Source organism: Aeromonas sp. S5(2024) (assembly GCF_041403025.1).
Taxonomy (GTDB): Bacteria; Pseudomonadota; Gammaproteobacteria; order Enterobacterales; family Aeromonadaceae; genus Aeromonas; species Aeromonas hydrophila.
In genome coordinates this window covers 161,519-178,044 of the sequence record NZ_JBGLRI010000004.1, presented here as the reverse complement: position 1 = coordinate 178,044, position 16,526 = coordinate 161,519, and the positions used below count along the sequence as shown (strand labels likewise).

Here is a 16,526-nt window from a genome sequence, read left to right as displayed (position 1 = left end):
CCATTTAGCACAATCAAACGCCACTTTTTTTCCGCGGGACAATAATTTATGACAACTGAATCCCCAAGCTACTCCACGATTGAGCAAGCCTTCTCCCTCGGGAACGGGCAAGATTCTGCCCTCAACTGGTTGCGCAAGAATCGCAGTCAGGTCGCCATCTTCCTGGTGAGCGGCATCAAGCTGGAGGGGACCATCAGCGGTTTCGACCAGTACAGCGTGCTGTTGACCGATGCCCACGGCAATCAGCAGCTGGTCTACAAGGCCAAGATTTCCACCATCGCCATGCACTCCGGCCGGCCGCAGGTCAGCATCCAGCGTGCCCGCAAACCCCGCGTCTCCATGGCGCCGCGCCCCCACGGTGCGCCCGGTCGTTATGACGACAACCAGGGCGGCGGTAGCAGCGAGCAGTAATGCTCTTGCCTGAGTCACCCCGACGCCATTGCTGCGTCAAAGGGTGACCGAGTCCATTCTCATGTATCATGTCTGTCCCGTATGAGAATGGACTCCACTCTTCCTCCGAGTGGATCCATCCGTTTTCTCTCTCTTCCCTTCAATACTGCAAGTCGACCGGTCTGCCATCCCTGACCATGCAGGTCTGCATCCCCGCAGCCTGACCGGCCTGCACGCCGATCCCCGTATCCTCGAATACCAGACAGCCTGCCGGCTCGACAGCCAGCCGACGCGCGACCAGCAGAAACGTATCGGGATGGGGTTTGTGCAGCTCCACGTCATCGGCGGTCACCACCACGGGGAAGTAGCGGTCCAGCCTGGTGTTGCGCAGTACGGCCTCGGCATTGATACGGGGCGAGCCGGTGCCGATCCCCATCGGGATGCGGCCATGGTAGCGCTCTACCAGTTCCAGCATGGCCGGGAAGACGGTCGCCTTGTGCAGGTTGGCCACGTAGTGTTCGGTCTTGCAGCGGGTCACGATGAGCGGATCCAGCGCAATCTGCTGCTGCTCGGCCACCAGCAGGGCGATTTTGCGGCTCGGCATGCCACCCAGCTCATAAAACCAGTCGGCATCGAAGTGAAAGCCAAATTCGCGGGCCGTGTGCGCCCAGGCGGCGAGGTGCAGCGGCATGGAGTCCACCAGGGTGCCGTCGAGGTCAAATACCAGGCCTTGAAATCCGGATAGGGTCATGTGCGGAGTCTGTCTCTGAACAAAGGGCCCTCATTCTAGCCAGAGCCATCTTTGCTCGCCACGACCTAGGTGGCGAGAAACGCTTGCCCCCACATTTGTGCCTGAAAATAGATGGGCGTCAGTCTGGCGGGCTCCAGCTGATAAGTGGGCGCCAGCTGGGCCAGCAAGGGCCAATCCCCCTGTTCATAGCTCTTCACCAGCTGGAACAGATGAAAGAGCGGCCCCTCGCGAGACTCCAGCGCCCGCCTCACGTCCTTGGGCAGGTGGGCCTTGAGCTGCTCGGAGAGCAGCGAGCCATCCAGTACCAACCCCACCAGAAAGGCCCAGCTGGCAGCCGCCTTGCCGAGCGCATTCAGGGCGATCAGCTCGCAGAAGCGGCCGCGGGCGATGGCCATGCGGGTGCAGGCCTCCGGCATGTGCTGGCTGACCCTGGCCAGCCCGTAGATGAGCACGAACTTGCGGATCTCCTGCTCCCCCAGATAGGAGAGCGCCCGGGTGACCGAGACGATGGGGCTGGCGTGATCGAAACCGGGGGCATTGACATAGCTCAGCAACTGCCCCGGCAACCAGGCATCCTGCTCCAGCAGGGTGGCCACCCGGGCGAAGGAGAACTCCTCGCGGCAGATCAGTTGCAGTATCTCCTGCACCAGCTTCATGTCCGGCTGGGCGGCGCGCTGGTTGACCAGCTCCGGGCGGGCGAGAAAACCGCCGGCGAAGAAGTCGACTCCCGCCTCCTTGAGCGGCAGGAAGTCTCCCCAGGTCTCTATGTCGAGCGCCATCCGCTTGTGTTCGGTCGGCTGGCGGATCCCCTCTTCACCCATCCAGAACACCAGCAGCCGGGAGGCGTTGAACCAGCGCGGCTCGCGCTGGGCACCGTGCACCGCCAACCGGCGCCGGTAGTCGCGCCACTGTTCCAGCACGGGGAAGGAGGCGGGCAGCCGATCGGCTGAGGCCTCGACCAGCGGTATGGTGTCCTGATCGAACAGCAGGGGGCGCAGTTCATCGAGCTGCTCGTGAGTGAAGGGCAGCAGGTATTGCCGCCCCTGTGCCAGCAGCCGGCACTGGGCCGCCAGCAGCGTCCATTCGGACGGGTCGGCAAGCTGATAGTCGATGCCATAGGCGACGAGGGCGAGGCGGCGGTTGAAGATGGGATAGCGACGTAACAACATGGGCTCACCGATAGGCTAGCGTACACGCCCTCCCCTGCGATTTGGCATGATAGAGCGCCTGATCAGCCTGTTCGGTCAAGCTCTGCCATGTTCCATCCAGCGAGGGAACCAGATAGCTAAAGCCTATGCTAACCGTAATGAAATCAGCAACTCGGGAGGCCGGATGCGGGATCTTTAATTCGCTGAGCCCCTGGTGAATCTGCTCCGCCAATCTCTCCGCCTCGCCGGGTTGCGGACCGCACAACAGGATCACGAACTCCTCGCCGCCATAGCGGGCCACCAGGTTGGTGCGCCGCCGCTCCGCCTCCTGCAGCAGACCGGCGACCTGTTGCAGACATTGGTCCCCCTTGGCGTGACCGAAGTGATCGTTGTAGGACTTGAACTCATCCACATCGATCATCAGCACCGCCAGCAGATTCTGATGGCGGCGCGCCCACTCCCACTCCCGCTGCATGGTGAGATCCCAGTGGCGGCGGTTGGCGATGCCGGTCAGCGGGTCCTCCAGCGACAGCAGCGACAGACGCTTGTTGGCCTCCTCCAGCGCCCGGTTGGTCTCCGCCAGCTGCATGGTGCGCTCGCTGACCCGCTGCTCCAGTTCACGATTGAAACGCTCAAGCGCCTCCTGAGTGCGCTGGCGGATCAGTAACTGGGAGAGCATGGCCGCATACTGCTTGAAGATCTCGCTCTGATAGGCCTTGAGCGGTCGACGCCACAGCAGGTTGTCGGCCGCAATCCAGCCGATCGGGGTGGCGCCGTCCCACAGCGACACCATGGCGTTCCAGCCGCGCCCCACCTCCTGCTTTTCGTAGTAGAGCGGCGCATCCTCCAGCACCAGCACATAATCCTTGCGGCGCAGCGCCTCCTGCACCGTGGGGTGATCCGGAATGGGACTGATGAAGTGATGTTCGTCGATCAGCTCGCCCGCTTCGTTGGTACCCCAGGTCCCGTGCATGGTCTTGAACTCGGCGTCGACCAGGAAGATGGCGATGCGATCGAACTGCAGCTCCTGGCGGGCCAGCACCACGGCCTCGCGCAGCAGTTGATGCTCGCTGTCGCAGCGGGAGAGCTGAACCCCCACCTGATGCAGCGCCTGCAACATGCTGAGGAAGGAGCCTTGCAGCGCCTGGCTGCGGATGAGATCGGCCTGGGTATGCAGTCGTTGATCCCGTTCCAGATCGATCTGGCTGGCGAGCAACCGGCTCTCCAGCTCGGCGGCAAGATAGTGCATCAGCAGTTGAATGCTCTGTTGCTGACGACGGGAGAGACGATCGAGGCGGCGGCGGGTCTCCAGATAGACCACTGCCTCCAGCCCCTTGTGGCGCTTGAGCGGGAAACAGGCGCGCAGGCGTGTCGTCTGCGGTTCAACCGTCTCCCAGATGTCGTGAGGGTGGGCTAGCTGCTCCACCACCAGCTGTCCCTTGTCGAGGGCATGCTCGATGAAAACGATTGGCAGCTGGAGCGTAGCAAGGGCGTCGGCAGTCAGGCAGACCAGCCCCTGTTCGAGCTGAAAGCTGTATAGCTGGGACTCGGGCGCCCGCAGCCACAAGTAGATCTGTTCGGCTTCGGTTTTTTCCCTGACTGCCGCCAGCGTCACTTCACAGAGATGTTCAAAACTGGTGAAGTGCTCTGGATCCCATTCCTGCATGCCTGTCATCCTTGGTTGTATCCAAGCGAGTATATCGGCAAACATTGCACTTTAATTGACTAGCCAGTCAAAAGCGCGATCCAGAGCCCACTTTTTATAACAGATTCAACGCCTGCATCGCGTCACGGATGCGGGTGCGCGTCGCCTCGGACAGCGGCATCACCGGCAGACGGCACTCCTCGCTGCAAAAGCCCAGCAGGGAGACCGCATACTTGGCACCGGCGGGGCTCGGCTCGGCAAACATCGCCTGATGGAGCGGAATCAGCTTGTCTTGCAGCTCACGCGCGGCTTGCCACTGGCCGGCCAGCGTGAGGTTCTGCACTTCGGCCACCAGCTTGGGGGCCACGTTGGCAGTCACCGAGATGCAGCCCTGACCGCCGCCGATGTTGTAGGCCACGGCGGTGGCATCTTCACCGGACAGCCAGGCAAACGGCTTCCTGATCAGCTGGCGTTCGGTCCAGGGGCGGGCCAGATCGCCGGTGGCGTCTTTCACCCCGGCAATGCGCGGCAGCTCGGCCAGTCGGGCCAGGGTGGCCGGTTGCACGTCGACGATGGCGCGCGGCGGGATGTTGTAGACGATGATCGGCTTGCTGGTGGCGTCGTGCACCGCCTTGAAGTGGTGGTAGAGCCCCTCCTGGTTGGGGCGGTTGTAGTAACCGGCCACGTGCAGGGTGGCATCGGCCCCCGCCTGCTCGGCATGACGGGTGTACTCGATCGCCTCGACCGGGTTGTTGGAGCCGGCCCCGGCAATCACAGGAATGCGGCCCGCCACCAGCTTGACCACCAGCTCCACCACCCGGCAGTGTTCGTCATGGGTCAGGGTCGGGCTCTCACCCGTGGTGCCCACCGGCACTATGCCGTGGGTACCCTGTTCGATATGCCACTCCACCAGACGCGCCAGCGCCTCTTCATCCAGCTTGCCCTGTCGAAAGGGGGTAATCAGGGCGACGATTGAACCTTTGAACATGGAATTTCCTTCTCCGTTGACTCATGAATGTGGCAATAAAAAACCCCGGTACGATGTGCGCAACCGGGGTTTGAATCTGCTCAGGGATGAGAGGTTACGCGCGAACGTCGGCAGGCCCGAATGTCAGGCTCTTTTTATGCTTTCGTTTCAACCCGTTGAACCGCATTGCGTCATCTCTGCTCAAAAAATGGTGTCTGGGCATATTTCGGGAACACGGCATAAATGTCAAGGCGAAAGCGGCTATGTATAATGGCCGCCCAAAATTGCGTGGAGAGACCCGATGAGCAGCCCGATCAGTGCCGTCAGCCAGATGCTGGAACGAAACCAAGCCCTCTTTGTCGGCAAGCGGCTGCTGGTGTGCGGCGCGCTGGAGGATGACTATCCCCTCCAGCTGGCGACCCTGACCCACTCCCTCACTGTCTTTACCACGGATTACTGCTACTACCGCAGCCAGCAGGCCGCGCTGGGGGATACCATCCTGTTCGACCATCAGCTCGGCGGCGCCCCCCGTTTCGATGCCCTGCTGCTGCTGATGCCCAAGGCCAAGGCCGAGGCCCAGTATCTGCTGGCCATGATGACCCCACTGCTGGAGGCCGGTGCCGAGCTGTTCCTCGCCGGTGAAAACCGCGGTGGCATCAATGGGGCCGACAAGCTGCTGGCCCCCTATGGCGACAAGCCGGTCAAACGTGACTCGGCCCGCCGCTGCTCCCTCTATCACGGCGAACTGAGCAAACCGGTTGAACCGTTCGAGCTGGATGGCTGGTTTGGCCGCTATCAATGCCAGGCTGGCGAGACTGAACTGACCGTGCTGGCGCTGCCCGGCGTGTTCAGTGCATCCGAACTGGATCTGGGCAGCCAGATGCTGCTGGCCAGCCTGCCGGCCATGCAGGGCTCGCTGCTCGATTTCGGTTGCGGTGCCGGGGTGATTGGCTCGGTGCTGGCCAAGCGCAATCCCGAACTCAGGGTCACCATGGTGGATATCAACGCGCTGGCGCTGGAGTCCAGCCGCCGCACCCTGGCCATCAACGGCCTGCAAGGCGAGGTGCGGGCATCCGACGTCTATTCCGACATTCAGGGGAAATTTGACCGCATCGTCTCCAACCCGCCGTTCCACGCCGGTCTCAAGACCTTCTACGCGGCCACCGAGACCTTCCTGGCCAAGGCACCGGATCATCTGCAGTCCCAGGGCTCGCTGACGATAGTTGCCAACGCCTTCCTGCGATATCAGCCTATACTGGAGACGCACTTCAAACGGACTGAAGTGATCAGCAGCGATGCCAAATTCAAGGTCTATCTGAGCAAAGTGTAAATAAGTGTAACCAGTCACCGGAAACAGGTAGAGAGCCCCATACGGGATCTGATAAGGTAATTGTCACACCTCAAACCACCCCTTTAGGGGTGTTTTTTTGCATCAAGCTGAAAACCTTTTCATAGTATGAATTCAGGGAGAGAAATACGATGGCAGGCATACTCACCATGATCCTGGCCGGCGGCGAAGGTACTCGCCTCCAGCCACTCACCACCACCCGCAGCAAGCCCTCGGTTCCCTTCGGCGGCAGCTACCGACTGATCGACTTCGTCCTCAACAACTTCGTCAACGCTGACTTCCTGCGCATCTACGTATTGACCCAGTTCAAGTCCCAGTCCCTCTATCTGCATATGAAGAAGGGCTGGAACATCGTCGGCATCACGGACCGCTTCATCGACCCGATTCCGGCCCAGATGCGGATGGGCAAACGCTGGTATGACGGCACCGCCGACGCCATCTACCAGAACCTGCGCTTCATCGAGATCTCCGACCCCGAGCACGTCTGCATCTTCGGCTCCGACCACATCTACAAGATGGACGTGAGCCAGATGGTGACCTTCCACAAGCAGAAGGCCGCCGCCCTGACCGTCGCCGCCCTGCGCATGCCTATCGAGGAGGCGAGCGCCTTCGGGGTGATCGAGGTGGATCAGGAGGGCCGGATGATCGGTTTCGAAGAGAAGCCCAAGCGACCCAAGCACATCCCCGGCGATCCCACCCAGGCGCTGGTCTCCATGGGCAACTACATCTTCGAGACCGAGGCGCTCTATCGCGAACTCAAGCGCGATGCCGCCGAGGAGAACTCCAGCCACGATTTCGGCAAGGACATCATCCCCAGCCTGTTCCCGCGCGCCCCCGTCTATGTCTATGACTACAGCACCAACGTCATTCCGGGCGAGAAGCCCAACGTCTACTGGCGCGATGTGGGGACGCTGGACTCCTACTGGCAGGCGCACATGGACCTGGTGGCCGACGATGCTCCCTTCTCTCTCTACAACCGCAAGTGGCCGCTGCATACCCACTACCCGCCGCTGCCGCCCGCCACCTTTGTCGACACCGACGACTGCAAGGTGAAGATTGCCAACTCGCTGATCTCCGGCGGCTGCTTTATCCAGGGCAGCCAGATCCAGCGTTCCATCCTGGGTTTTCGCTGCAACGTGGGGCCTTGCAGCCACATCAGCGAGTCGGTCCTGCTCGGGGACGTGAAGATCGGCGAGGGCTGCTCCATTCGCCGTGCCATCATCGACAAGAATGTTGAAATTGCGCCCGGCACCGTGATCGGTGAAAATCTGGACCATGACAGAGAACGATTTACCGTGTCCGAAGGCGGTATCGTCGTGGTACCTAAGGGAGCAAGAGTTGGCTATTAACCCACTGAAAATCCTGTTCGTTGCCTCGGAAGTTGAGGGGCTTGTGAAGACCGGGGGTCTGGCTGACGTGGCCAGAGCCCTGCCGCTGTACCTGGCCCAGAAGGGGCATGATGTCAGGATCATGCTGCCCTTCTACAAGACGATAAAGCGACGGGATGAGGCCAAACTGCTGGTCTCGCGCTGGCTGCCAACCCACCCAGGCCTGCCGGATATCGGCTATCGCATCTATCAGATGGATCTGGAGGGAGTCTGCGTCTACCTGCTCGACTGCCCGCAGTACTTCGACCGCCCTCAGCTCTACGCCGAGAACAACCAGGCCTATCCGGACAACGGCGAGCGCTTCGCCTTTCTGGCCGCGGCTGCGCTGCACGCCAGTGAACAGCTCGCCTTTGCACCCGACATAGTGCACTGCAATGACTGGCACACCGGCCTGCTGCCACTGCTGCTGAAAACCCGTCACGCCCACAACCCCTTCTTCCAGCACACCCGCAGCGTGATCAGCATTCACAACGCGGCCTTTCAGGGGGTATTCGAGCGCCAGCAGTTCTGGGCGGTGCCCGAGATTGCCGACTACGAACAGCGCATCAGCTACGACTACGGCCACGTCAACTTGCTCAAGTGCGGCGTGCTCTATGCCGACAAGATCAACGCGGTCAGCCCCAACTATGCCAGCGAATTGCTGACCCACCTTGGTGCCCACGGCATGGCCAGCATCTTCCAGCAACGGGCGGCGGATCTGCGCGGCATCCTCAACGGCTGTGACTATCAGGACTGGGATCCGGCGTTTGACGACTTCCTGCCGGCCACCTATGACGTCGACAACCTGGCCGGCAAGCGCATCTGCAAGCAGAGCCTGCAACAGGAGACCGGCCTGCCGGTGGCGGATCTGCCCATCTATGGCATGGTGTGCCGGCTGACCGAGCAGAAGGGCGTTCACCTGCTGCTGCCGGTGCTGGACAAGTTTCTGCATCACAAGGTGCAGGTGGTGATCGTCGGCTCGGGAGATCCCTCCCTCGCAGCCCAGTTGCAGACCCTGGCGCAGCAATTCCCGGACCGGCTCGCCTTCATCAACACCTATGACGACCGGCTCGCTCATCTGGTGGAAGCGGGTGCCGACTTCTTCCTGATGCCCTCCCTGTTCGAACCGTGTGGACTCAACCAGATGTACAGCCTGGCCTATGGCACCCTGCCGCTGGTGCGGGCCGTCGGCGGCCTGAAAGATACGGTGGTGGACTGGGATGCTGACCCGGAGCACGCAACCGGCTTCTGCTTCAACGATCCGACCGCCAACATCTTGCTCGATGCCATGCGCCGTAGCCTGCTCTACTACCTGCAGGATCCCGAACAGTTTGCCCTGGTGCAGCGCAATGCCATGAACACCCGCTTCAACTGGCCGGATTCGGTCACTCAGTACGAGCAGATGTATCAGGACGCACTGGCCCGCCACTGAGGCAGATTGCTGAAGTTTTGTCCCCTTGATGCTGCTTTGAACGTCAACAGCGAAAAAAGTCCCCTTTGGCTGTTGACGCTCCTTCAAAACTCTATAGAATCCCCCACCGCAGTGATGCGAAGGTGGCGGAATTGGTAGACGCGCTAGCTTCAGGTGTTAGTGTCCCACGGATGTGAGGGTTCGAGTCCCTCTCTTCGCACCATACTGCAACATGCTTTATCAGACAGCATGTCAATCCAGACTGATAACCCGAATGTGCGAAGGTGGCGGAATTGGTAGACGCGCTAGCTTCAGGTGTTAGTGCCCCCCGGGTGTGAGGGTTCGAGTCCCTCTCTTCGCACCATGCTTCTCCAGACAGCATGTAAATCAAAACTGGTAACACAATGTGCGAAGGTGGCGGAATTGGTAGACGCGCTAGCTTCAGGTGTTAGTGTCCCACGGATGTGAGGGTTCGAGTCCCTCTCTTCGCACCATGCTTTATCCAGACAGCATGTAAAACCAGACTGGAAACCCGATGTGCGAAGGTGGCGGAATTGGTAGACGCGCTAGCTTCAGGTGTTAGTGCCCCCCGGGTGTGAGGGTTCGAGTCCCTCTCTTCGCACCATGCTTCTGGCATGTAAAACGCAGAAAATGCGCTCCAACCGCATTTAAAAACCAGCTGGAGAAAATCAGTGTGCGAAGGTGGCGGAATTGGTAGACGCGCTAGCTTCAGGTGTTAGTGTCCCACGGATGTGAGGGTTCGAGTCCCTCTCTTCGCACCATTCATTATGCAAAAGGCCCATCACGAAAGTGATGGGCCTTTTGTTTTTAGCCCTTGTTATGACTATGCTTTTGACGACTCACCGCCCATCGTCATGCCAAGGAACGCATATGATACTGGATACCGACATTCACAACTTCTACGAGCATCTGGTGCTCAAGGAGATTGAGAGACAGGGGCTCAACCAGAAGCTGAGCGCCAACCAGATGGCCGATCTCTGCTGCCTGACCCTGAACCAGCTGCCCTCCCACTACATTCGTCACGACGTCGACATGATCTACTTCCTGACCGATGCCAAGCGTACCGAGATGGAGAAAAACGTCATCGAGTCGCTCAAGCTGGCGCAAGAAAAGGTGCAAAGCGCCCCGGCTACCTCGTCATAACCAGGGCTGTTGCCAGATCAGGGCCGCGACTCCCGTCATACCGGCCACCGGCAGCAGGATCAGCGCAGGCCTCAGCCTGGGTTCCAGCATGACCCAGGCGGCCAGCAAGAAGCCCAGGCTCCACATACCGTACGCCTTGTCCTGACCCCAGATCAGGATCGCCAGCAGCCCGATCAGCAGCATGGCTCTCACTATCCATCTCATGACACACTCCCCTCCAACAATTGATAACAATTATCATTTGTATTTTAGGAGTATGCAATCGGACTTTTCTATCGGAGTCGAATGTCCCATCGGGGCAAACAGAGCACTCAAAAACGGGTTATGAGATCAACTAATTTGTAAGTTTTTCAATCAAAACTGCATTTTTGCTAAATCAGTTGGGATTTGCCCCCCCAGGTTTGTGGTAGATTGCGGCCTCTTTTTGGGTGGGCCCCTCGGGATACGTGTATCCACAGGACGAGAGGGACTGACCTTGGCGAGCAAGAGTTTAGGAAGTATCTATGCAAAACCAACAAAACCACATCCGATTGCCGGGCATGTCGCAAGTGTTTGCCTGCCTGGCTATTTTCCTGGCCCTGGCCTTCTCCTTCACCAGCGTGCTCGACCTGCCAATCCAGTTGGCACTGTTCATCGCCTGGTTCGTCATCATGGGGCTCGGTATCAAGCTTGGCCATGATTACAAATCCCTGGAGCAGGCCGCCGTCGACGGCGTAGCCAAGGGGATGGGGGCCATCCTGATCCTGGTCTCCGTCGGGGCGCTGGTGGGCACCTGGATTGCTGGCGGCATAGTCCCCAGCATCATTTACTTCGGCCTCAAGGTGATTCACCCGTCCATCTTCCTGCTGGCGACCCTGATCATCTGCTCCCTCACCTCGCTGGCCACCGGCACCTCCTGGGGCTCGGCTGCCACTGCCGGCATCGCCATGATGGGGATCGGCCACAGCCTCGGCGTGCCCGCGCCGCTGGTGGCGGGGGCCGTGCTCTCCGGCGTCTACTTCGGTGACAAGCTCTCCCCGCTCTCCGACTCCGTGGTGCTGGCCTCGACCATGTCCAACGTCGACGTGATGGAACACATCAAGGGGATGCTGCCCATCAGCCTGTTCTCCTATGTCATCACCGCCGCCCTGTTCACCGTGGTCGGCATGCAGTACTCCGGCAACGTCAGCCTGGAGCAGGTCAACCTGGTGATGGAAGCGCTCGACAAGCAGTTCAACATCACCCCGCTGGCCATAGTCCCGGTGGTGCTGGTGCTGGGCCTCTTGGCCAACCGCAAGCCCGCCTTCCCGGTGATCAGCTTCGGCGCCCTGCTGGGCCTTGTCTGGGCCATCCTGTTCCAGGACATGGATCCGGTCAAGGCGATGCACTCCGCCTACAGCCCGTTTGCCATCACCTCCGGCGTCGACTTCATCGACAACATCCTGGGCCGCGGTGGCATGGAGTCCATGCTGGGCTCGGTGGCCGTCATCATCTTCGGCTTGGGATTTGGCGGTCTGCTGGAGAAGGTCGGCATTCTGGAAGTGATCGCCAGCGCCTTCGAGAAGCGCATCAACGGTGCCGGCAGCCTGACTACCCACACCATAGGCACCGCCTTCCTGGCCAACGTGTTCGGCTCGGCCATGTATGTGTCGCTGATCCTGACCCCCAAGATCATGGCCAAGAACTACGACCGGCTGGGGCTGGCACGCAAGAACCTCTCCCGCAACGCCGAGTTTGGCGGCACCCTCACCTGCGGCATGGTGCCCTGGAGCGACAACGGCATCTTCATGGCCGGGGTACTGGGGGTGGCGACCCTCGACTACCTGCCCTACATGTGGCTCAGCTTCACCTGCATCATTGTGACCATCACCCTCGCCTACATGGGCAAGGCGGTGAACCGGATCCCGGTGATCGAGGCGGCCAGCTCCCGCTAACCGCCGGAAAAACCATGACAAAAGGCGCCAGCACGGCGCCTTTTGTCTGGCCGCGATTCGAGGGTAAGCTGGCAGTCATCTTGATCACACGCGGCAGGACGCCCAGATGAACTTCACCTTTCGCCAGATCCGCTATTTCGTGGCGGTGGCCGACAGCTTCTCGGTGAGCCGCGCCGCCGCCGAGCTGCACATCTCCCAGTCGGCGGTTACCAGCGCCATCCGCGAGCTGGAGACCGAGCTCGGCGCCGCCCTGTTCGAGCGCAATCCGCGCGGCGTCAGCCTCACCACCCAGGGCCACCAGTTTCTGCTGCACGCCCGGCGCATCCTCGGCGCCATGACCGAAGCCGGCCAGTCCCTCAAGGCGGTGGCCCAGCAGGATCAGGGGCGGCTCACCATAGGCGTGACCACGCTGGTGGCCGGCTACTACCTGTCGGAGGCACTCGGCCGCTTTCGCCGCGCCTTCCCGGCGGTGCAGATCGAAGTGAAGGAGGATGAACAGCCCTACCTCGAGCACCAGATCGTCAATGGCGAGGTGGACGTGGGGATCCTGATGACCAACCGCACCATCCGCCAGGAGGCGTTCGATACCGAGCTGCTGACCCGCTCGCCGCTGCGGGTCTGGCTCGCCGCCAACCACCCGCTCTGCGCCGAGTCGACCCTCTCCCTCAAGGCGCTCGGCGAGGAGGCCATGATCTCGCTCACCGCCGACCAGCTGGATCAGATCATCGGCGGTGGCCTGCGCCGCTACGGCATAGCGCCACGCATCGTGCTGCGGACCGCCTCGGTGGAAGCGGTGCGCAGCCTGGTGGCGAGCCAGCTCGGGCTCGCCCTGCTGCCAGACTTTGCCTACCGCCCCTGGTCGCTGGAGCAGGAACGGGTCGAGGCCCGCGCCATCAAGGAGCCCATCCCCGCCATCGACATCGGCCTGGTGTGGCGGCGCGGCTCGCGGCTGGAGTGGACCGCCCGCGAGTTCATCGACATAGTGCGGGATCAGAGCCGGCTGCGGGCCCGTCAGCAGGTTTCTCGCTAACCGTTTCCGGAGACCGTATTGCCATAGAAATTCAGATTCATCTGCACTCGATATCGATTTAGAAGATACCTCTGGCGTTAAAAATTGAAATTCTCATTGCTCACGGCTTCTCCTACGCTCATGACTGGTTAACAGGATGTTAATTGTCAGCGTGGCATCACAACCGTGCCCGCCTCAGCAAGGAGAGCAAGATGAAACTGACCCCCCTCACCCTGGCCCTGATCCCCGCCCTGCTGGCAGGACAGACCCAGGCTGCCCCCACCACCCTCGGCAAGGGTGAAGGCCAGCTCAACATCGTGGCCTGGGCCGGCTACGTGGAGCGCGGCGAGACCGACAAGAACTACGACTGGGTCACCGGCTTCGAGCAAGAGACCGGCTGCAAGGTCAACGTCAAGACGGCCGCCACCTCGGACGAGATGGTGGCGCTGATGAACGAGGGCGGCTTCGATCTGGTGACCGCCTCCGGCGACGCCAGCCTGCGCCTCATCGCCGGCGGCAAGGTGCAGGCACTGAACCTGGCGCTCATCCCGAGCTACGGCAAGATAGACCCCCGCCTGCAGAATGCTCCCTGGCACACGGTGGACGGCAAGCACTACGGCGTGCCCTACCAGTGGGGCGGCAACATCTTGATGTACAACACCAAGGTATTCCCCAAGGCGCCCGACTCCTGGAGCGTGGTGTTCGAAGAGCAGACCCTGCCGGACGGCAAGTCCAACAAGGGGCGGGTGCAGGCGTTCGACGGCCCGATCCACATCGCCGATGCGGCCCTCTATCTGATGAGCCACCAGCCGGCGCTCGGCATCAAGGATCCCTACGAGCTGAACGAGGATCAGTACAAGGCCGCCCTCGACCTCTTGCGCCAGCAGCGTCAACTGGTGGGACGCTACTGGCACGACGCCTTCGTCCAGATCGACGACTTCAAGAACGAGGGGGTGGTGGCCTCCGGTTCCTGGCCGTTCCAGGCCAATACCCTGATCGCCGACAAGCAACCCATCGCCACCACGGTGCCCAAGGAGGGCGTCACCGGCTGGGCCGACACCAGCATGGTGCACAGCGAGGCCAAGAACCTGACCTGTGCCTATAAGTGGCTGGAGCACTCCCTCAACAACAAGCTGCAGGGGGATCTCGCCTCCTGGTTCGGCTCCGTACCCGTAGTGCCGGCTGCCTGCGAGGGCAATGCCCTGCTCGGGAAAGAGGGGTGCAAGACCAACGGCATCGACAACTTCGATCGAGTGCGCTTCTGGCGTACCCCCGTCACCCAGTGCAAGAGCCAGGGAACCTGCGTGCCTTACTACCGCTGGGTCTCGGACTATATCGCCATCCTGGGTGGTCGCTGAGGTGCCTCAGTAAATGCCGATATGGGGCCGGACAGGAGTCCGGCCCGCTTCCCACACAGACAAGGACGCCCCATGAATGCCGTACAATTTGACCGGGTCAGCCGCCACTATGGCGAGGTGAAGGCGGTCGACGACATCTCCTTCCAGATCCCGGCCGGCGAGTTTTTCACCCTGCTGGGGCCGAGCGGTTCCGGCAAGACCACCTGCCTGCGGATGATCGCGGGCTTCGAATACCCGAGCGAGGGGGAGATCCGGCTGTTCGGCGAGCCCTGCTCCACCGTGCCCCCCTACGATCGCAACCTCAATACCGTGTTTCAGGACTACGCCCTGTTTCCCAACATGGATGTGCGCGACAACATCGGCTACGGCCTGATGCTCAAGGGCGTCGCCAAGGCGGAGCGTTACCGCAAGGTGGACGAGATGCTGGAGCTGGTGCGCCTGCCCGGCGTCGGCAACCGCAAGCCGGGCCAGCTCTCCGGCGGCCAGCGCCAGCGCATCGCCATCGCCCGGGCGCTGATCAACCAGCCACGCATCCTGCTGCTGGACGAACCGCTCGGGGCACTCGACCTCAAGCTGCGCGAGCAGATGCAGCTCGAACTCAAGGCTTTGCAGCGCCAGCTCGGCATCACCTTCATCTTCGTCACCCACGATCAGCAGGAGGCGCTCTCCATGAGCGACCGCATCTGCATCTTCAATCAGGGCAAGATCGAGCAGATAGCCGCGCCGGATACCATCTACGACGCCCCCGCCACCCCCTTCGTCGCCCGCTTCGTCGGCACCGTCAACCTGTTCGAGGGGGAGCAGGCCCGCCGGCTGTGCGGCGATGCTCGCCAGATGATGGTGCGCCCGGAGCGGATCCGGCTCGCCGAGGCCGGCACACCGGGCTGGTCCGGGGAGGTGCGCGAAGTGGAGTACCTCGGCCCCTTCGTACGCTACCGGGTCGATCTCGGCGAGCAACTCGAGCTCATCGTCAACCACCCCAACGAGGGCCAGGCCCGCCTGCCCCGTGGCGCCCGGGTCAGCCTCAGCTGGCCGGAGCAGGCGATCCATCGCCTGCACACCGCCCCTCAGGGAGCTCAACCATGAGCGCCCCCCACAGTGCGAGCCTTGCCATGAGCCAACCCACTGCCCCCCTCTCCTATCGGCCGCTGCGGCGCCTCTCCACCCTGCTCTACGGGCGGCCGGGTCTGTTGCTGGCCATCCTGCTCGGGCCACCGCTGCTGTGGCTCGGCATCATCTATGTCGGCTCCCTGCTGATGCTGCTCTCCAACGCCTTCTTCGGGCTGGACGAGTTCAGCGGCCAGATCCGCCACGAGCTGGGCCTGCAGAACTTCGTCGCCCTGCTGCGGGCGGAGAACCTGGACGTGATCCTGCGCACCGTCGGCATGTCGCTGCTGGTGACCCTGGCCTGCGCCCTGCTCGGCTTTCCGGTGGCCTACTACATGGCGCGCTACACCAGCGGCAAGACCCGGGCCCTGTTCTACGTCGGCATCATGCTGCCGCTCTGGTCCAGCTATCTGGTGCGGGTCTACGCCTGGAAGCTGATCCTGGCCAAGGAGGGGGTCATCAGCTGGCTGGCAGACACCTTGGGGCTGGACTGGCTGCTGGACGCCATCCTCTCGCTGCCGGTGATCGGGGGACCATCGCTGTCATTCTCTCGCATCGGCACCTTCATCGTGTTCGTCTACGTCTGGCTGCCCTTCATGATCCTGCCCATCCAGGCGGCGGTGGAGCGGATCCCGCGATCCTTGCTGGAAGCGAGCGGCGATCTCGGCGCCACCCCGGCCCAGACCTTTCGCACCCTGATCCTGCCGTTGGCCCTGCCCGGCGTGGTGGCGGGCTCCATCTTCACCTTCTCCCTGACGCTGGGGGACTACATCATCCCCGGCATCATAGGCAACTCCACCATGTACATAGGTCAGGTGGTCTACATGCAGCAGGGCACGGCGGGCAACCTGCCCTTCGCCGCCGCCTTCTCGCTGGTGCCGATCCTCATCATCGCCATCTACCTCACCATCGCGAAACGCTTGGGGGCCTTCGATGCACTCTGATACC

General features: G+C 61.7%; 15 protein-coding genes and 5 tRNA genes. 15 read left to right on the top strand and 5 right to left on the bottom strand.

Features of this window, described 5'->3' with window-relative positions; all coding sequences use genetic code 11:
- Positions 1–48 precede the first annotated feature (48 nt).
- Entirely contained in the window at positions 49–411 is a 363-nt protein-coding gene (gene hfq / locus ACB032_RS10275) for an RNA chaperone Hfq (RefSeq protein WP_011707507.1), read from the top strand.
- A gap of 139 nt (positions 412–550) precedes the next feature.
- Here the strand turns inward: hfq and ACB032_RS10270 are convergent, their stop codons facing one another.
- The 4 genes from ACB032_RS10270 to dapA form a co-directional block, all read right to left on the bottom strand.
- Positions 551–1,141 (bottom strand): HAD family hydrolase, encoded by a 591-nt coding sequence (locus ACB032_RS10270; protein WP_371137873.1) that lies wholly within the window; start codon positions 1,139–1,141, stop codon positions 551–553.
- Between the two features lie 65 nt (positions 1,142–1,206).
- On the bottom strand, positions 1,207–2,310 hold the full coding sequence (locus ACB032_RS10265; protein ID WP_011707509.1) for an EAL and HDOD domain-containing protein: 1,104 nt from the start codon (positions 2,308–2,310) through the stop codon (positions 1,207–1,209).
- Between the two features lie 4 nt (positions 2,311–2,314).
- Positions 2,315–3,955 carry a diguanylate cyclase gene (locus ACB032_RS10260; protein WP_065475442.1) on the bottom strand — a complete coding sequence of 547 codons (1,641 nt, stop codon included), beginning with the start codon at positions 3,953–3,955 and terminating at the stop codon, positions 2,315–2,317.
- 94 nt (positions 3,956–4,049) lie between these two features.
- Positions 4,050–4,922 carry a 4-hydroxy-tetrahydrodipicolinate synthase gene (dapA, locus tag ACB032_RS10255; RefSeq protein WP_060390637.1) on the bottom strand — a complete coding sequence of 291 codons (873 nt, stop codon included), beginning with the start codon at positions 4,920–4,922 and terminating at the stop codon, positions 4,050–4,052.
- A 280-nt stretch (positions 4,923–5,202) separates the two neighbouring features.
- Between dapA and rsmC the strand changes: the two genes are divergently transcribed.
- The 9 genes from rsmC (at position 5,203) to ACB032_RS10210 (ending at position 10,191) form a co-directional block, all read left to right on the top strand.
- Entirely contained in the window at positions 5,203–6,231 is a 1,029-nt protein-coding gene (gene rsmC / locus ACB032_RS10250) for a 16S rRNA (guanine(1207)-N(2))-methyltransferase RsmC (protein WP_371137872.1), read from the top strand.
- Between the two features lie 149 nt (positions 6,232–6,380).
- Positions 6,381–7,598 carry a glucose-1-phosphate adenylyltransferase gene (gene glgC, locus ACB032_RS10245; protein WP_011707513.1) on the top strand — a complete coding sequence of 406 codons (1,218 nt, stop codon included), beginning with the start codon at positions 6,381–6,383 and terminating at the stop codon, positions 7,596–7,598.
- Positions 7,588–9,048: a glycogen synthase GlgA gene (glgA, locus tag ACB032_RS10240; protein WP_171279807.1), complete on the top strand. Its 1,461-nt coding sequence runs from the start codon at positions 7,588–7,590 to the stop codon at positions 9,046–9,048. Before glgC ends, glgA begins: the two co-directional genes overlap by 11 nt.
- 116 nt (positions 9,049–9,164) lie before the next feature.
- Positions 9,165–9,250, top strand: a tRNA-Leu gene (locus tag ACB032_RS10235).
- Positions 9,251–9,305: 55 nt separating this feature from the next.
- Positions 9,306–9,391, top strand: a tRNA-Leu gene (locus ACB032_RS10230).
- A 44-nt stretch (positions 9,392–9,435) separates the two neighbouring features.
- Positions 9,436–9,521: transfer RNA gene (locus ACB032_RS10225), tRNA-Leu, on the top strand.
- Positions 9,522–9,566: 45 nt separating this feature from the next.
- Positions 9,567–9,652 (top strand) — tRNA-Leu (locus ACB032_RS10220).
- A 71-nt stretch (positions 9,653–9,723) separates the two neighbouring features.
- Positions 9,724–9,809 (top strand) — tRNA-Leu (locus ACB032_RS10215).
- Between the two features lie 109 nt (positions 9,810–9,918).
- Positions 9,919–10,191, top strand: coding sequence for a late competence development ComFB family protein (locus ACB032_RS10210; protein ID WP_016352123.1), 273 nt, complete (start codon positions 9,919–9,921; stop codon positions 10,189–10,191).
- Here ACB032_RS10210 and ACB032_RS10205 read toward each other — a convergent pair.
- Positions 10,186–10,395: a hypothetical protein gene (locus ACB032_RS10205; RefSeq protein WP_011707516.1), complete on the bottom strand. Its 210-nt coding sequence runs from the start codon at positions 10,393–10,395 to the stop codon at positions 10,186–10,188. The two genes, ACB032_RS10210 and ACB032_RS10205, sit on opposite strands and share 6 nt — an antisense overlap.
- A gap of 299 nt (positions 10,396–10,694) precedes the next feature.
- Between ACB032_RS10205 and nhaC the strand changes: the two genes are divergently transcribed.
- The 5 genes from nhaC (at position 10,695) to ACB032_RS10180 (ending at position 16,522) form a co-directional block, all read left to right on the top strand.
- The gene (gene nhaC, locus ACB032_RS10200) at positions 10,695–12,104 is read left to right on the top strand and encodes a Na+/H+ antiporter NhaC (protein ID WP_371137871.1); all 1,410 of its coding nucleotides are present in this window, start codon (positions 10,695–10,697) and stop codon (positions 12,102–12,104) included.
- A gap of 106 nt (positions 12,105–12,210) precedes the next feature.
- Positions 12,211–13,134: a LysR family transcriptional regulator gene (locus ACB032_RS10195; RefSeq protein WP_118880324.1), complete on the top strand. Its 924-nt coding sequence runs from the start codon at positions 12,211–12,213 to the stop codon at positions 13,132–13,134.
- Between the two features lie 191 nt (positions 13,135–13,325).
- Complete coding sequence (locus tag ACB032_RS10190) at positions 13,326–14,471, top strand: ABC transporter substrate-binding protein (protein ID WP_016352126.1); 1,146 nt, start codon at positions 13,326–13,328, stop codon at positions 14,469–14,471.
- 72 nt (positions 14,472–14,543) lie between these two features.
- Positions 14,544–15,557 carry an ABC transporter ATP-binding protein gene (locus tag ACB032_RS10185; RefSeq protein WP_029302107.1) on the top strand — a complete coding sequence of 338 codons (1,014 nt, stop codon included), beginning with the start codon at positions 14,544–14,546 and terminating at the stop codon, positions 15,555–15,557.
- Complete coding sequence (locus ACB032_RS10180) at positions 15,554–16,522, top strand: ABC transporter permease (RefSeq protein ID WP_024944801.1); 969 nt, start codon at positions 15,554–15,556, stop codon at positions 16,520–16,522. Before ACB032_RS10185 ends, ACB032_RS10180 begins: the two co-directional genes overlap by 4 nt.
- Positions 16,523–16,526 lie beyond the last annotated feature (4 nt).

Coding starts and splice junctions, on each gene's coding strand:
- hfq (WP_011707507.1), top strand. CDS start 49: ATGACAACTGAATCCCCAAGCTACTCCACGATTGAGCAAGCCTTCTCC.
- ACB032_RS10270 (WP_371137873.1), bottom strand. CDS start 1,141: ATGACCCTATCCGGATTTCAAGGCCTGGTATTTGACCTCGACGGCACC.
- ACB032_RS10265 (WP_011707509.1), bottom strand. CDS start 2,310: ATGTTGTTACGTCGCTATCCCATCTTCAACCGCCGCCTCGCCCTCGTC.
- ACB032_RS10260 (WP_065475442.1), bottom strand. CDS start 3,955: ATGCAGGAATGGGATCCAGAGCACTTCACCAGTTTTGAACATCTCTGT.
- dapA (WP_060390637.1), bottom strand. CDS start 4,922: ATGTTCAAAGGTTCAATCGTCGCCCTGATTACCCCCTTTCGACAGGGC.
- rsmC (WP_371137872.1), top strand. CDS start 5,203: ATGAGCAGCCCGATCAGTGCCGTCAGCCAGATGCTGGAACGAAACCAA.
- glgC (WP_011707513.1), top strand. CDS start 6,381: ATGGCAGGCATACTCACCATGATCCTGGCCGGCGGCGAAGGTACTCGC.
- ACB032_RS10210 (WP_016352123.1), top strand. CDS start 9,919: ATGATACTGGATACCGACATTCACAACTTCTACGAGCATCTGGTGCTC.
- ACB032_RS10205 (WP_011707516.1), bottom strand. CDS start 10,395: ATGAGATGGATAGTGAGAGCCATGCTGCTGATCGGGCTGCTGGCGATC.
- nhaC (WP_371137871.1), top strand. CDS start 10,695: ATGCAAAACCAACAAAACCACATCCGATTGCCGGGCATGTCGCAAGTG.
- ACB032_RS10195 (WP_118880324.1), top strand. CDS start 12,211: ATGAACTTCACCTTTCGCCAGATCCGCTATTTCGTGGCGGTGGCCGAC.
- ACB032_RS10190 (WP_016352126.1), top strand. CDS start 13,326: ATGAAACTGACCCCCCTCACCCTGGCCCTGATCCCCGCCCTGCTGGCA.
- ACB032_RS10185 (WP_029302107.1), top strand. CDS start 14,544: ATGAATGCCGTACAATTTGACCGGGTCAGCCGCCACTATGGCGAGGTG.
- ACB032_RS10180 (WP_024944801.1), top strand. CDS start 15,554: ATGAGCGCCCCCCACAGTGCGAGCCTTGCCATGAGCCAACCCACTGCC.